Raw genomic sequence first — 14,318 nt, forward strand, 5'->3', positions numbered from 1 at the left:
TGGGGCTCCGCCCCAGACCCCGCTCCTCAACCGCCGGAGGGGCTGAAACTTACCGGCACATTCCCAGCCCGCCCCGGCAACCATCTAGCCCGTCCGGCGCTTGAGGACGAGGCGCGGAGCGCCGATCAGCGGGGGTCCAGGGGGCGGCAGCCCCCGGGCTCGGGAAGGGGCGGGACTGGGGCGCCCCCGCGAGGGCCTACCCCAGCCCCTCCGCCACCCCCCGCAGCGCCTCCATCGCCCGGAACAGCAACCCCGGCCCGAAAGTGACCCTCGTGGCGCCCAGTTCGCCCAGCTCCTTGGGGGAGGGACCGCCCGGGAGGAAGACGACGTTGAGGGGGCCCTCGATGCCGTCCCGCAGGGCGGGGATCGCGTCGACCGGTGCCTTGATGACGTAGACGCAGTCGGCCCCGGCCTCGACGTAGAGCCGGGCCCGCCGCAGGGTCTCGTCCAGGTCGGCGACCCCGCGGACGTACGTGTCGACGCGAGCGTTGACGAAGAGCTCGCCCCCGGCGACGCCTCGCACGGCGGCGAGGAAGTCGGCCTGCTCCTGGGGGTCCTTGAGGGTGCCGGACGAGGCGCCCTCGCGCCCCCGGGAGTCCTCCAGGTTGCACCCGACGACCCCGGCGTCGAGAAGCCGCCCGACCAGCGTGCGGGCGGGCAGCCCGTACCCGTCCTCGACGTCCGCGCTGACCGGCACGGACACGGAGCGCGCGATGCGCTCGACGGCCTCGAACATCTCCCGGGGCGGCACGGCCCCGTCGGCGTACCCGAGGGACGCGGCGACGCCCGCGCTGGGCGTGGCGAGGGCGGGGAACCCGGCCTCCTCGAAGACGCGGGCGCTCGCCGCGTCCCACGGCCCGGGCAGGACGAGCGGATCGCCGGGCGCCCGCCCCCGGTGCAGCGCCCCGAACGCCTCGGCGGTGGCGGTCACTTGGCCGCACCGCCCTCGGAAGGCTGGGCGGCGGGCCGGTGGGCGGTGGAGCCGGGCGTGTAGTGGCCCGGCACCATGCGGGAGGTCACGGCGAAGCGGTTCCAGCCGTTGATGAGGGTGATCGCCGCGATCAGGTGGGCGAGTTCGGAGTCGTCGAAGTGCCGGGCGGCGCGCTCGTACACCTCGTCGGGAACGAAGCCGTCGGTGAGGACGGTGACGGCCTCGGTGAGTTCGATCGCGGCGATCTCGCGGGCGGTGTAGAAGTGCTTGGACTCCTCCCACGCGCTGAGCTGGACGATCCGCTCGACGGTCTCGCCCGCGGCGAGCGCGTCCTTGGTGTGCATGTCGATGCAGAAGGCGCAGTGGTTGAGCTGGGAGGCGCGGATCTGGACGAGTTCGAAGACGACGGGGTCGACGCCCTTCTTGGCGGCGGCGCCGAGCCGGATCATGGCGCGGTACGCGTCGGGGGCGAGCTCGGCCATGTTGAGGCGGGGGGTGTGCTCGGGGAGGCGGTCGCTGTCGGGGCGGGGCGCGCCGGTCGCGGGCGCCGTGCCCGTCGCGTCCGCCGTGCTCGTCGCGCCCGTCGTGTTCGAGGCATTGGTCGTGGTCGTCATGCCTGCGAACCTACGTCGCGATTAGCCCACCGGTATGGTCCATTCCCATGGATGATTCCTGGGCCAATCAAGGTGCGGAGAGCAGCCCCGGCGGCGGTGGCTGGAGCGTGGACCTCCACCTGGACGCGGCGGGCGCGGGCGCCCGCTCGGGGGTCCGCAGGAGCCTCACGGACGCGCTGCGCGAGGCGGTCAGGAGCGGCCGCCTCGCCCCCGGGACCCGCCTGCCCTCCTCCCGTACGCTCGCCGTGGACCTCGGCGTCGCGCGCAACACCGTCGCTGACGCGTACGCGGACCTGGTCGCCGAGGGCTGGCTGACGGCGCGGCAGGGTTCGGGCACCCGGGTCGCCGAGCGCGAGGTGCCGCGTCCGGTGGCGCCCGCGCGCCCGCCGAGGACGAGCGGGGCCCCGCTGTACGACCTGATGGCGGGCACGCCGGACCTGGCCTCGTTCCCGCGCGCGGAGTGGCTGAAGGCGGCCCGTCGCGCGCTCGCCGCCGCCCCCAACGACGTACTCGGCTACGAGGACCCGCGCGGCCGGGTCGAACTGCGCACGGCCCTCGCCGCCTATCTCGCCCGCGCGCGGGGCGTGCACGCCGACCCGGACCGGATCGTCGTCGTGCCCGGCTTCGCCCACGGCCTGACCCTCCTCGGTGAGCTGTTGCACGCGCGCGGGCTTCGGACCGTCGCCGTGGAGTCGTACGGCCTCGACCTGCACTGGGAGCGGCTGACCCGGGGCGGACTGCGCACCGTCCCGCTCGCCTTCGACGAACTCGGCACCCGCACCGACGGGTTGGCGGACCACCGGGCCGCCCTGCTGACCCCAGCCCACCAGTTCCCGATGGGCGTGCCGCTGCACCCCGACCGGCGGGCGGCGGCCGTCGACTGGGCGCGGCGCGCCGACGGGCTGATCCTGGAGGACGACTACGACGGGGAGTTCCGCTACGACCGGCAGCCGGTCGGCGCGCTCCAGGGGCTCGACCCCGACCGCGTGGTCTACCTCGGCACGGCCAGCAAGTCCCTGGCCCCCGGCCTTCGGCTCGCCTGGATGGTGCTGCCCGCCCAGCTCGCCCTGGAGGTCGCCGAGTTGAAGTACGCGGCGGGGGCGGCAAGCAGCTCCCTGGACCAGGTGACGCTCGCGGAGTTCATGACGTCCGGGGCGTACGACCGTCATGTCCGGGCCGCGCGGTTGCGCTACCGGCGCCGGCGGGACCAGTTGGTGGCCGCGCTCGCCGATCGGGCGCCGGATGTGCGGGTCACCGGGATCGCGGCGGGGCTCCACGCGCTGGTGCGGCTCCCTCCGGGGGCTGAGCAGGGGGTGGTCCAGGCTGCGCACTGGCAGCGGCTGGCCCTTCAAGGGGTGTCGCGGTTCCGGCACCCTTTGGCAGGGGTGCCTTTGGAGGACGCGCTGGTCGTGGGCTACGGGACGCCGCCGGACCATGCGTGGGAGGCCGCGCTGGCTGCCCTGTGCCGCGCCCTGCCCTGACCTCCGGTCCGGCCGGGGCTGCGCCCCTTTCCCCCGCTCATCGGCGCTCCGCGCCTCGCCCTCAAACGCCGGGCGGGCTGAGTAGCCCCGGCCCGGGTGGCCCGAGGAGCCCCGGCCCGGGTGGGCCGGATCAGACCCCCTTCTGCCCCTTCTGCCCCTCCAACCACTCCTCGAACGTCGTCGGCGCGATCCGCGCCCCCTCGCCCGGAAGCAGCACCTCGCCCGCCATCGACGTGCCGAACGGGCCCGACCACGTCGGTACCAGCTTGACCTCGCGGCCCCGGGCCTGATGTGTGCGGCGGGCCATGTCGACGAGGTCCTGCGTCTCGGGTCCGGCGACGTCGGCGTACCGGCCCTGTGCCTGCGGGCCCGTCGCGAGTTCCGCGAGGACGTCGGCCACGTCGGCGGGGGCGATCGGCTGGACCAGGAGGGGGGCGATCGTGGCGACGCCGTCCTGTTCGGTCCAGGCGGCGACCATCTCGGCGAAGTCGTGGAACTGCGTGGCCGGGACGACGGTCCACGGGATCGGGCCCTCGGCGACGAGGCGCTCCTGCTCGCGCTTGCCGACGTAGTGCGCGTTGCCGTCGACGCGGGACATCCCGGCGATGGAGAGGAGCACGTGGTGGCGGACGCCCGCCCGCTGCTCGGCGGCGAGGAGGTTGCGCGTGACGGTGCCGAAGAACGCGACGGTCTCCTCGGGGTCGGTGGCCGTGCAGTTGGTGGTGTCGACGACGGCGTCCACGCCCGCGAGGGCGTCGTCGAGCCCCTCCCCGGTGAGCAGGTCCACGCCGAGCGAGCGGCTGATGCGGACGACCTCGTGGCCCGCTTTCTCCAGGGCGGTGGTGGTGAGGGCACCGATGTTCCCGGTGGCTCCGGCGACGGCGATACGCATGACGGTTCTCCCCTGGACGGTGGGTGCGGGCACGGTCGTGGCCGACAGGGAGACGGTATCTCGGACTAAATCTATCCGCAATATCCGGGATCCGGGATGTCCGAGATAGACTCGGCGCCATGAAGCTGCCTGTGAGTACCGAGTGGGTGTTGCACTGCGCCACGTCGCTGGCGCAGCTGGAGCCGGGGGCGACCGCGTCGGCCGCGCAGCTCGCGGGCTACTTCGACGTGCCGCAGGCGTATCTGGCGAAGCAGCTCCAGCCCCTGGTCAAGGCGGGCGTCCTGGCCGCGACGACCGGCCCCCGGGGCGGTTTCCGGCTGGCGCGGCAGGCGGCCGACGTCACGCTGCTCGACATCGTCGAGGCGGTGGACGGCACAGCCTCTCCGTACGAGTGCCGGGAGATCCGGCAGCAGGGACGGGGCGCGCTGCCCGCCGAGGACTGCCGGGCGGCGTGCCCCATCGCGGCCAGGATGGCCGACGCCCACGCCGCGTGGCGCGCCAGCCTGGCGGCCGTCTCCCTGGCCGACCTGTTGACCGAGATCCCCTCGTGGGCGCCCGAGCGCACCCGCCGTCTGCTGACCGGCGCCGTCTGAGCCACGGGGCGGGGGGTCCGGACGCCGGGCGGAGAGGGGGCCCCGGTGGCGCCGAGATCTCCTCTCTTGTCGTGACGAGAGGGCAACTGCCCGACTTCTGCGGGCAGTTGACCCGCACCCACGCACCTGTCTAGAACTCCTCCCAGTTTTCCGTTCACTGCTCCTGGAATTCCACGGGGCGGCACTCCGTGCTGCCCGCAATCGGAAGCGCAGAGAGGTAGTCGGCACAGTGAGAACTGGTCATCGCGGGCCGTTAGCCGCCCTCGTCATCTCGGCGGTGGTCGCCACGGCGCTGCCGCAATTCGCCTTCGCGTCGGAGCCCGACGCCGTACCGGAACAGAGACAGACACAGGAACAGGGGCAGGCGGACGCTCCGGCGCCCCGGGCCGACCCGCCCAAGGACCCGCCCGAGCGGGCCTATCCCCGCAACTCGCCGCGCCTGAAGGTCACCTACGGCGCGGCCGGTGCCACCGCCATCAAGGCCCCCTCGGTCGTCCACGCGACGGGCCCCGAACTCTCCTGGCCCAAGGCCAAGGGCCGCGACATCGTCGGCTATCAGGTGCACCGCTCGCCGAAGGCCGACTTCCGCCCCACGACCTCGACCCTCGTGGCCGACCTCGGCAAGGGGGCCACGCGCCACCGGGACACCACCACCGCACCGACCCCACAAGCGAGCCGCACCGAGACCGGGCGTCGCTACGCGTACCGGATCCTGGCGAAGACCAGGGACGGCCGCCTGCTCGGCTCGCCGGTGCGGCGCGTGGCCGTGCCGAAGGCGGGCCACACCCTCCGCGTCACCGCTGCGGACAGGGGCGCGGAGAAGGCCGGGGACACGCTGACGTTCTCGGTGGCGGGGATCCCGAAGAAGGCCCGCGTCCTCGACGCGCGGGTCCACCTGCGGGCCGAGAACGGCAAGGAGCTCTCGCGGGACGCCACGCGCCTCGCCCGCCGGTGGCTCAAGGATCCGAAGGCCGACAAGGGCCTCTCGCTGAAGGCGGAGGCGGCCGGCTCGGGCCGCGCCCTGCTCAGGGTCGTCTACGCGACCCCCACCCCCTGGGACACCTACTACGCCCCGGGCACCCCGACCCGCATGACCGCCCGCAACACCTACCCGGTGACGGTCACGGTCACCAACACGACGACCTCGGCCTGGCCCGCGGGCGAGCGTCAACTCAGCTACCGGTGGGCGTTCCCGGACGGCTCGGACGCCACGTCCGGTGACAACCAGCTGCGTACGGACGTCCCGGCCCTCGCGGCAGGCGCCTCCGCGACCGTGCGGGCGGAGGTCAAGGCCCCGCCCGTGGACGGCAACCGCCGCGCGGGATTCACCCTGACCTGGGACGTGTACAACAAGGCCGACGACAGCTGGCTGTCCCAGAAGCCCGGCATCGGCGGCCTCGCCCAGGCGACGGCCGTCGAGGACCCGACCGCGGACCGGCTCGGCCTGGAGAAGTACCACGCGTACACGGGCAAGAACACCGGCGCGGGCTCGACCCTGATGTCCAACGTCGGTTCGGGCAACGCCGTCTGGTCCTACGACGCGTTCAGCAACCCGGGCCGCGGCATCAACACCTTCGCGCGCTTCACGTACAACGCGCAGGACACCTCCGACGGCTCGCTGGGCCACGGCTGGTCGGCGCAGGCGTCGGGGCCGCTGCGGCTGGGCGCCGTGCTCGACTTCCACCCGGACGTGAATCCGGGCGAGGCGTACGTCGTCGACGGTGACGGCACCCAGCAGATCTTCCGCAAGGACGGGGGCGGGGAGTGGAAGCCCTCGCCCGGGTACCACTACCGCCTGAAGGCCAAGGACGGCGCGCGCACGTCGTGCCTGCCGGGCGTCGACCCCGAGGTGCCGGACGCGTGGACGCTGACACGGCCGGACGGCACCCGCTTCCTGATCGGCTGTGACGGCTATCTGACCTCGGTCGTCGACAAGAACGGCAACACGCAGACGTACGAGTACGAGCTGCGCGACTCCGGCAACCGGCGCGTCAAGTTCCTCACCAGGATCAAGGACCCGTCGGCGCGCACGACGCTCAAGCTGGACTACTACCGGCCGGGCGACGCCACGTACGAGTACATCGACGACAAGGGCGAGAAGGCCTCCGGCAAGGACCTCTGGAACCCGAGGATCTACGACCACCTGAAGTCGGTCACGGACGTGTCGGGGCGCCAACTCGCCTTCCACTACACGGAGAAGGGCCATCTCGGCCGCCTCACCGACGGCGAGGGCTCGGCGCAGCCCAAGGTCTTCAAGTTCACCTACGACGCGACGCAGGGCGCCAAGAACCCGAAGCTGACGAAGGTCACCGACCCGCGCGGCAACAGCACCGCCCTGGACTACTCGGTCACCGCGGAGACCGACTACCGCTGGTCCACGAAGACGGTCACCGACCGTCTCGACGGCACGACGGACTTCACGTACAAGAAGCGGCAGGGCGGCGGTGACGAGACCAGGGTCACCGACGCCGAACGGCACGCCTCCACCTATGAGACCGACGACGGCGACCGGCCCGTCAAGGTCGTCAACGCCAAGTCCGAGCACACGAAGATGAGCTGGGACGGCGACAACAACGTCACGCTCCTGGAGGAGAACAACGGCGCGAAGACGGCGTACTGCTACGACGAGAAGACCGGCCATCCGCTGTGGGAGCGCTCGGCGGAGGAGAACAAGGACGGCGTCCCGCCCGCCGCGGACTGCGCGCCCGGCAAGTACCCGGCGCACTCGGTGCGCTACGCGTACGACACCCGCGAGGACGGCTACGTCGCCGACCTGAGGAAGAAGACCTCGGCGGAGAACCGGACCTGGGAGTTCGGCTACGACGCCAAGGGCAACCTGAAGAAGGTCACCGACCCGAAGGGCGTGGCGACCCCCGCGGACGGCGACTACACGACGACGTACGACTACGACGCGTACGGCCAGCTGACCAAGGCCACCGACGCGGTCGGCAACCCCACGCTCTACTCGGACTTCGCACCCTCCGGCTCCCCGCGCACCACCACGGACGCCCTCAGCAAGGTCACGAAGACCGAGTACGACGAGCGCGGCCAGGTCACCGCCGTCGTCGACGCGCTGGACAAGAAGACCACCCAGACCTACGACACCTACGGCCGCCCGCTGGTCTCGAAGGTCCCGAAGAACCAGGCGGCGGGCGAGTACATCACGACCCCGGCGCCCGTGTACGACCCGAACGACAACGTCGAGAAGTCCACCGCCCCGAACGACGCGGTGTCGACGGCCGTCTACGACAAGGCCGACCAGGTCACGTCCGCCACCGCGCCCAAGGACACGGGCACCTCCGCCGAGCGGAAGACGGTCTACACGTACGACAAGGTCGGCAACCTGCGCACGACCACGGAGCCGAAGGGCGTGGCGACCCCGTCGACGCCCGACGACTACGTCACGACGAACGCCTACGACGAGATCTACCAGCTGACCGCCGTCACCAACGCCAAGAAGGAGAAGGTCAGCTATCTGTACGACGGCGTGGGCAACCCGGTCCGCGTCATCGACCCGAAGAAGAACGCCACCTCCGACCCCGACGACTACACCACCAAGACCGACTACGACATGAACCACCGGGTGGTGGCGGTCACGGACGCGACCGGTCGCACCGTCAAGCAGGCCTACGACAAGGACTCCCTGGTCGTCTCGACGACCGACCAGGAGAACAACACCACCAAGAACCACTACGACGAGCGCGGCAAGCTCGCCGTGACCGAGGTCCCGCACGCGGACAAGACGCTCCGCACGACGAAGTTCGGCTACGACGAGGTCGGAAACCGGATCAAGGTGTTCACGCCGCGCAGCGTGGCCGCCGACCGTCCCGACGCCTTCGTCTCCGAGACCACCTACGACGAACTCAACCGCCCCAAGCGGCAGATCCAGCCGTACGACCCGAAGGACCCGCGCTACAACCGGAAGGTCTGGACGGAGACGACGTACGACGCGGTGGGCCGGGTCGCGAAGGTCTCGATGCCACCGTCCGAGGGCGAGCAGACCCGCAACGACACGGACTACGGGTACTACGACAACGGCTGGGTGAAGTCCTCCAAGGACGCCTGGAACATCACCACCGCCTACGACTACAACGCGCTCGGCCAGCAGAGCGCCCGCCAGCTCACCTCGGCGGCGGGCTCCTCCAGCCGCACCATGCGCTGGGGCCACTACCCGGACGGCAAGCTCAAGTCCCTCGACGACGACGGGATCCCGGTGGGCCGCAACGAGGTCCTGGGGGAGGCGGCCCAGAAGCGCGGGAGCGCCGGGTGGAAGCTGCCGATCCCGAAGTCGGGCACGTACACGGCGTACGCGGACCGCACGGGCGACGGCAAGGGCTGGGTGAAGCTGTCCACGAAGTCCTACAAGAAGAACGAGATCACGACGCTCACTGCTGCGGGCGCCTCGAAGGTCAAGCTCGTCCGTGACGCCCCCGCCGCGGCGGACACGGAGAACAAGCGCTTCGCGTACGCCTACGACGTCAACGGCAACCTCACCTCGATCGACGACAAGTCCACCGGCACGAAGGTCGACGCCTACACGATCTCCTACACGGGCCTCAACCAGGTCGAGAAGGTCGTGGAGGCCCTTGCGGGCCAGGAGAAGAAGGCCACGTCGTACACGTACGACGCGAACGGCCAACCCGAGACCCTGACCCACCCCGACCAGTTCGCCAAGTACACCTACGACCTGCGCGAACTCGTCAAGACGGCCTCGGTCGGCAAGTCCGCGTCCGACACCTCCCCGAAGGTCACGTCGTACGACTACACCTGGCGCGGGGAGAAGAAACAGGAGACGAAGGCCAACAAGAACACGGTCGATTACACCTACCACCTCGACGGCGCCCTCAAGTCCCAGACGGAGAAGAAGCCGAACGGCACCCTCGTCTCCTCGCACACCTACGCCTACGACCCCAACGGCAACAAGGCGCGGGACGAGGCGAAGAAGATGAACGCCGACGACGCCTCGAAGTACCTCTCCTCCACCACGGAGTACGCCTACGATCCGGCGGACCGCCTCGCGAAGTCGACCCGCACCGGCGACGGCGCGGGCACGGAGACTTATGTCCACGACGACAACGCGAACGTCATCTCCCAGACGGTCAAGGGCAAGACGACCACGTACGGCTACGACCGCAACCGCCTCCTGAAGGCGGCGTCGGGTGGCGCCGAGGCTTGGTACCAGTACGACCCCTTCGGCCGTCAGGAGACGGTGACGAGCGGCGGCAAGGTGGTCGAACGGAACACGTACGACGGCTTCGACCGGGTCACGCGGCACGAGAAGGACGGCGGCGGGTCGCGAGCCCTGAAGGCCACGACGTACGCCTACGACCCGCTGGACCGCACCGCGAACCGCACGGACTCCGGCGGCAAGAAGACGGACTTCAACTACCTGGGCATGTCCGGGGAGGTCCTCAGCGAGGACGTCGCGGGCAAGCTGACGAAGTCCTACCAGTACAGCCCCTGGGGCGAGCGCCTCTCCCAGGTCAAGCACGCCGCCGACGGCAAGACCGAGGACACCTACTACGGCTACAACAGCCACACGGACGTCGAGTCCCTGACGGACAAGGACGGCAACGCCAAGGCCACGTACGGCTACACGGCTTACGGCAACGCCGACCCCGCCGACTTCACCGGCATCGACAAGCCCACGGCCACCGACCCCACGAAGGATGCGTACAACCCGTACCGCTTCAACTCCAAGCGCTGGGACGGGGAGTCGGGGACCTACGACATGGGCTTCCGGGACTACAGCCCCGGACTCAACCGGTTCACGACCCGGGACATGTACACCGGCGCGCTGGCGGACATGGAGCTGGGATCCGACCCTCTGACGGGCAACCGGTACGCCTTCGCAGGCGGCAACCCCACCACGTTCCTGGAGTTCGACGGCCACGACTTCGGCATTCCCAGCATCACCAACACCTTCAAGGGCATGCGGGAAGGCCTGACGAACGGCTTCAAGGGGGCTGTGAAGGGCGGCGCGAAGCTCGTGGGGAAGCGCAATCCCGTGAGCAACGGCTTCAGTCTGCTCAGGATCCTCGGCGTCCTCGACCAGAATCCGGTGGACCGGGCCATCGACTCGGCGGTGGACCGGGCGGCGAGTGCGGTGTTCGGGGAGGATTCCCAGGGCGGGGCCGGTTCGGGGCGCCGAACGCCCGAGCAGCGCTGTGGTTCGGATTCCCGGTCGCAGCGCTTCAACTACCAGCCGCTCAAGGACGGGGCGCCCACGGGGGCGACGGCCCTGATCTGCCCGGAGGACCTCAAAGCACCGAACAGCAGGAGCCCTCGCCCCAGGTCCCTGACCGAGCCGCCCGGCTATGTGGGGAAAAAGGACAGGGACGGTCTGTGGATATTCAATCGGTCCCACATCATCGGTGACCGGTTCCACGGAGAATGGAGGCGGGAGAACGTATTCACCGGATACGCCGAGATGAACCAAGAGGGCATGAAGGCCTGTGAGGACGACATGGCGTCGGCTCTCAGCAGTGGTCAACCGGTGCTGTACTCTGGCCAGTTGCACTATGGCAACGGCCGCCAGAACCTTCCGACGTCCATCACCATGACAGCCTCGACTCCGAACGGTCTGCTCTTCAGGGAGACCGTGCAGAACAAGCCAGGAAAGCAGGTGACCTGTTGAGCGTCCAAGAGTTGGAGCAGGAGCTCCCCGAGCTCTTGCGGCATCGTGCGCCGGCCACCCGGGCCATCGATTGGGAAGGGACTGCCGAGGCGCTGGGAACGGCGCTTCCCTCGGACTTCATGGAGTTGTCCGAGAAGTACCCCGCGCTCACCATCGATGATTTCCTCTCGATTCACATCCCCGCCCCGGGCGAAGAGCGCTATTTCCTCTCCGGGACGCGGAAACTGCTCGACGCGCTGCGGGACCGGCGGGACGCGGGGAGGTCGCACGGCCACGTGCCCTACCCCGAGCCGGGCGGGCTGCTGCCCTGGGGGGACTCCTCCGACGGCGACCTCTTCTACTGGAGGACCACGGACGAGGGCCCCGACACCTGGACGATCCTCGTGAGCGGGCGCAACGACGACTGGTGCGAGTTCCGGGGCGGTCTCACGGAGTATCTGGCCGGTCTGGTCTCGGGGGCGGTGCCCCCTGACGGGCTGCCGCCGGACTTCCCGGGGCGGACGCCGAGCGTCGACTCCGACTGACGCGCGGAGCGTGGAGCAGGGCGGGGCGGTGAGAGGGCTGGTCCCCTCACCGCCCCGGCTGTCGTAGGGCTACCCCTCCGCCCCCGCCCCCGCGGGCACCCCCTCCGGCGCCTCCCCGAACCGCGCGAGCGCCAGCGCCCCCGCGACCGCCACCCCGAACCCGAGGATCGCCAGCCAGCCCAGGCCCTCCCGGGTGCGGTCGCCGAGGCAGACGACGCCGACCAGGGCGGGGCCGATCGTTTCGCCGATGACCATGCCTGCCGTGGCGGCCGTGACCGAGCCGCGTTGGAGGGCCGAGGTGAGGAGGAGGAAGGCGGCGCCGCCGCCGATCAGGAGGGCGTACGTCGCCGGGTTGGCGATCAACGCCCCCGGTGACACGTCGTCGATGAGGCGGACCGTCACCTCCACGACGCCGAAGCCGCAGCCCGCGCCGAGCCCGAGGGCCAGCGCCCGGCCCCGGTCGGGGAGCCGCCCGGCCGCCGCCCCGAGGAGCAGCACGGCCACGGCCACGGCCAGCATCACGTACCGCAGCGCCGTCGACCCGGTCTCGTCGCCCTCCGCGCCGGAGGCGAGCCCCAGCATGGCCAGGCCCGCCGAGACCACCCCCACCGCGCCCCACTCCGTCCCGCTGAGCCGCACCCGCAGCAGCCGCGCCGCGACGACCGCCGTCACGGCGAGCGACGCGGCGAGGGCGGCGCCGACCGCGTAGATGGGCAGGGAGCGCAGGGCGACGATCTGGAGGAGGAAGCCGAGGCCGTCGAGCGCGAGCCCGGCGACGTACCGCCACTGCCGTACGGCGCGCAGGAGCAGCGCCGGATCGACGCCGGAGCCCGTACCGGGCGCGGTCGCGCGCGCGGCGACCGCCTGAAGCACCGAGGCCGTACCGAAGCAGACCGCTGAACCGAGCGCGCAAATCATCCCAAGAGACACGAAAGGACAGTAGATCAGGGAGCGTCGAGCGACCCGTCGGCGGGGCGCGCCGCGTCGTCATCTACCCTGCGTCGTCGGTACGTTTCGCAGACGCAACGGCAGTAGCAACTTCAGTAGCAGTGGCAACAGCAACGGGGGAGCGGGAAGTCATGGCCGGAGACATACAGAAGCGGCGGCGCGTGCGGTCAAGCACCGTCGCCCTCGGCTCGATGGGCGTCCTCGCGGCCGCCCTCACGTCCTGCGGGTCCGAGCCGGACAAGCGCTGCGTGGATCGCGACAGCTACGACGTGCTGAGCGGCTATCGCGTCGTCAGCGATCGGCAGTGCGGGTCCAACACGCGCGCGTACGGCAAGACCGACGCCGACTGGTACTACGACGCCGACGTCAGCCGTGGCTACGCCGACGACGGCACCTTCAGCCGCAGCGAGGCCGTCGACCGGGACGGCTTCGGCTGCTCCGGCTCCGGCGGCGGCTGAGCCGCGAGGGGGTCGCGCCATGGAACGCCGCACCATCACGCCCCGCCCCGGCTGGCAGCAGACGGTCGAGGAGCAGGGGCTGATCTATCCGCTGACCCGGTACCCCGACGGCGAACTGCGCCCGTACTGGGACGAGTCCGCGTACTACGTCTTCAGCCTGCCGGAGGTGGAGGCCCTGGAGGAGGTCGTCGAGGAGCTGCACGCCATGTGCCTGGCCGCGGCGGCTCATATCGTCGAGAAGGACCGCCTCGCCGACCTCGGCATCACCGACCCGCGCCTCGCCGCCCTCGTCACCGAGGCCTGGCACCGGAGCTCCGAACTCCCTTCCCTGTACGGCAGGTTCGACCTCCGCTACGACGGCACGGGCGCCGCGAAGCTCCTGGAGTACAACGCGGACACCCCGACCTCCCTCGTGGAGGCGGCGAGCCCGCAGTGGTTCTGGATGGAGGAGCGCTTCCCGGGCGCCGACCAGTGGAACTCCCTGCACGAGCGGCTCGTGGACGCCTGGAAGGAGCAGGCCCGGCTGCTCCCGCCCGGCAGCCCCCTGTACTTCGCGCACTCGGCGGGCGACGAGCTGGGCGAGGACCTGATGACGGTCGCGTACCTGCGCGAGACCGCCGAGCAGGCGGGCCTCGCCACGGACGCCATCGCCATGGAGGACATCGGCTGGGACCGCCTCTCGCGCCGCTTCGTCGACAAGCGCCTCGGCTTCATCCGCTCCTGCTTCAAGCTGTATCCCTGGGAGTGGCTGACGACGGACCGCTTCGCGCCCTATGTGCTGGAGACGCTCGACAACGGTGGCGGCACGGGTACGACCCTGTGGATCGAGCCCGCCTGGAAGATGCTCCTGTCCAACAAGGCGCTGCTCGCTGTGTTGTGGGAGCTGTATCCCGGGCACCCCAATCTGCTGCCCGCGTATCTGGACGGGCCGCGCGAGCTCGCCGCGACGACGGGGTACGTGGCGAAGCCGCTGCTGGGGCGGGAGGGTGCGGGCGTCACCGTCCACGAGGCGGGTGCCGCCGCCCCGGCCGACGTGCCCCAAGAGCCCTGCTGCTACCAGGAGTTGGCTCCGCTTCCCGCGTTCGACGGCAACCGTGTCGTGCTCGGGGCGTGGGTGGTGGCGGACGAGGCCGCGGGGCTCGGGATCCGGGAGTCGGCGGGGCTCGTCACGGACGAGTACGCGCGGTTCCTGCCGCATGTGATCCTCTGACGCGCGACGGGCGGTGTGCGACGGGCGGTG

The 14,318-nt window shown here is 71.0% G+C and carries 10 protein-coding genes; 6 read left to right on the forward strand and 4 right to left on the reverse strand.

The window, feature by feature from the left end; genetic code table 11:
* Window positions 1-196: 196 nt before the first annotated feature.
* Complete coding sequence (locus tag ACFVHO_RS15855) at window positions 197-931, reverse strand: isocitrate lyase/phosphoenolpyruvate mutase family protein (RefSeq protein WP_385713893.1); 735 nt, start codon at window positions 929-931, stop codon at window positions 197-199.
* Window positions 928-1,545: a carboxymuconolactone decarboxylase family protein gene (locus tag ACFVHO_RS15860; protein WP_385713895.1), complete on the reverse strand. Its 618-nt coding sequence runs from the start codon at window positions 1,543-1,545 to the stop codon at window positions 928-930. Before ACFVHO_RS15860 ends, ACFVHO_RS15855 begins: the two co-directional genes overlap by 4 nt.
* 47 nt (window positions 1,546-1,592) lie before the next feature.
* On the opposite strand from ACFVHO_RS15860, the gene ACFVHO_RS15865 reads away from it, so the two are divergent.
* Complete coding sequence (locus ACFVHO_RS15865; protein ID WP_385713897.1) at window positions 1,593-3,026, forward strand: PLP-dependent aminotransferase family protein; 1,434 nt, start codon at window positions 1,593-1,595, stop codon at window positions 3,024-3,026.
* Window positions 3,027-3,156: 130 nt separating this feature from the next.
* Here ACFVHO_RS15865 and ACFVHO_RS15870 read toward each other — a convergent pair whose 3' ends face one another.
* Entirely contained in the window at window positions 3,157-3,918 is a 762-nt protein-coding gene (locus ACFVHO_RS15870; RefSeq protein WP_385713899.1) for an SDR family oxidoreductase, read from the reverse strand.
* Between the two features lie 119 nt (window positions 3,919-4,037).
* Between ACFVHO_RS15870 and ACFVHO_RS15875 the strand changes: the two genes are divergently transcribed.
* The 3 genes from ACFVHO_RS15875 to ACFVHO_RS15885 all read left to right on the forward strand — a co-directional run bounded on the left by ACFVHO_RS15875 (window position 4,038) and on the right by ACFVHO_RS15885 (window position 11,672).
* A complete protein-coding gene (locus tag ACFVHO_RS15875) occupies window positions 4,038-4,511 on the forward strand; it encodes an RrF2 family transcriptional regulator (RefSeq protein ID WP_385713900.1) in 474 nt (157 codons plus the stop codon).
* A gap of 229 nt (window positions 4,512-4,740) precedes the next feature.
* Entirely contained in the window at window positions 4,741-11,148 is a 6,408-nt protein-coding gene (locus ACFVHO_RS15880) for a DNA/RNA non-specific endonuclease (protein ID WP_385713902.1), read from the forward strand.
* A 119-nt stretch (window positions 11,149-11,267) separates the two neighbouring features.
* Entirely contained in the window at window positions 11,268-11,672 is a 405-nt protein-coding gene (locus ACFVHO_RS15885) for a hypothetical protein (protein WP_385713904.1), read from the forward strand.
* 69 nt (window positions 11,673-11,741) lie between these two features.
* On the opposite strand, the gene ACFVHO_RS15890 is transcribed toward ACFVHO_RS15885, so the two are convergent.
* Window positions 11,742-12,590 (reverse strand): hypothetical protein, encoded by an 849-nt coding sequence (locus tag ACFVHO_RS15890; protein WP_385714265.1) that lies wholly within the window; start codon window positions 12,588-12,590, stop codon window positions 11,742-11,744.
* A 161-nt stretch (window positions 12,591-12,751) separates the two neighbouring features.
* Here ACFVHO_RS15890 and ACFVHO_RS15895 point away from each other — a divergent pair, with 161 nt between their 5' ends.
* On the forward strand, window positions 12,752-13,078 hold the full coding sequence (locus ACFVHO_RS15895) for a hypothetical protein (RefSeq protein ID WP_385713906.1): 327 nt from the start codon (window positions 12,752-12,754) through the stop codon (window positions 13,076-13,078).
* Between the two features lie 19 nt (window positions 13,079-13,097).
* Entirely contained in the window at window positions 13,098-14,288 is a 1,191-nt protein-coding gene (locus ACFVHO_RS15900; protein ID WP_385713908.1) for a glutathionylspermidine synthase family protein, read from the forward strand.
* Window positions 14,289-14,318 lie beyond the last annotated feature (30 nt).

This window comes from Streptomyces sp. NPDC127108 (assembly GCF_042677545.1).
In the GTDB taxonomy this organism is placed as follows: domain Bacteria; phylum Actinomycetota; class Actinomycetes; order Streptomycetales; family Streptomycetaceae; genus Streptomyces.

Excerpts from the sequence above, each read along its gene's own strand:
- ACFVHO_RS15860 (WP_385713895.1), bottom strand. The coding sequence starts at position 1,545 with ATGACGACCACGACCAATGCCTCGAACACGACGGGCGCGACGAGCACG.
- ACFVHO_RS15865 (WP_385713897.1), top strand. The coding sequence starts at position 1,593 with ATGGATGATTCCTGGGCCAATCAAGGTGCGGAGAGCAGCCCCGGCGGC.
- ACFVHO_RS15870 (WP_385713899.1), bottom strand. The coding sequence starts at position 3,918 with ATGCGTATCGCCGTCGCCGGAGCCACCGGGAACATCGGTGCCCTCACC.
- ACFVHO_RS15875 (WP_385713900.1), top strand. The coding sequence starts at position 4,038 with ATGAAGCTGCCTGTGAGTACCGAGTGGGTGTTGCACTGCGCCACGTCG.
- ACFVHO_RS15885 (WP_385713904.1), top strand. The coding sequence starts at position 11,268 with ATGGAGTTGTCCGAGAAGTACCCCGCGCTCACCATCGATGATTTCCTC.
- ACFVHO_RS15890 (WP_385714265.1), bottom strand. The coding sequence starts at position 12,590 with ATGATTTGCGCGCTCGGTTCAGCGGTCTGCTTCGGTACGGCCTCGGTG.
- ACFVHO_RS15895 (WP_385713906.1), top strand. The coding sequence starts at position 12,752 with ATGGCCGGAGACATACAGAAGCGGCGGCGCGTGCGGTCAAGCACCGTC.
- ACFVHO_RS15900 (WP_385713908.1), top strand. The coding sequence starts at position 13,098 with ATGGAACGCCGCACCATCACGCCCCGCCCCGGCTGGCAGCAGACGGTC.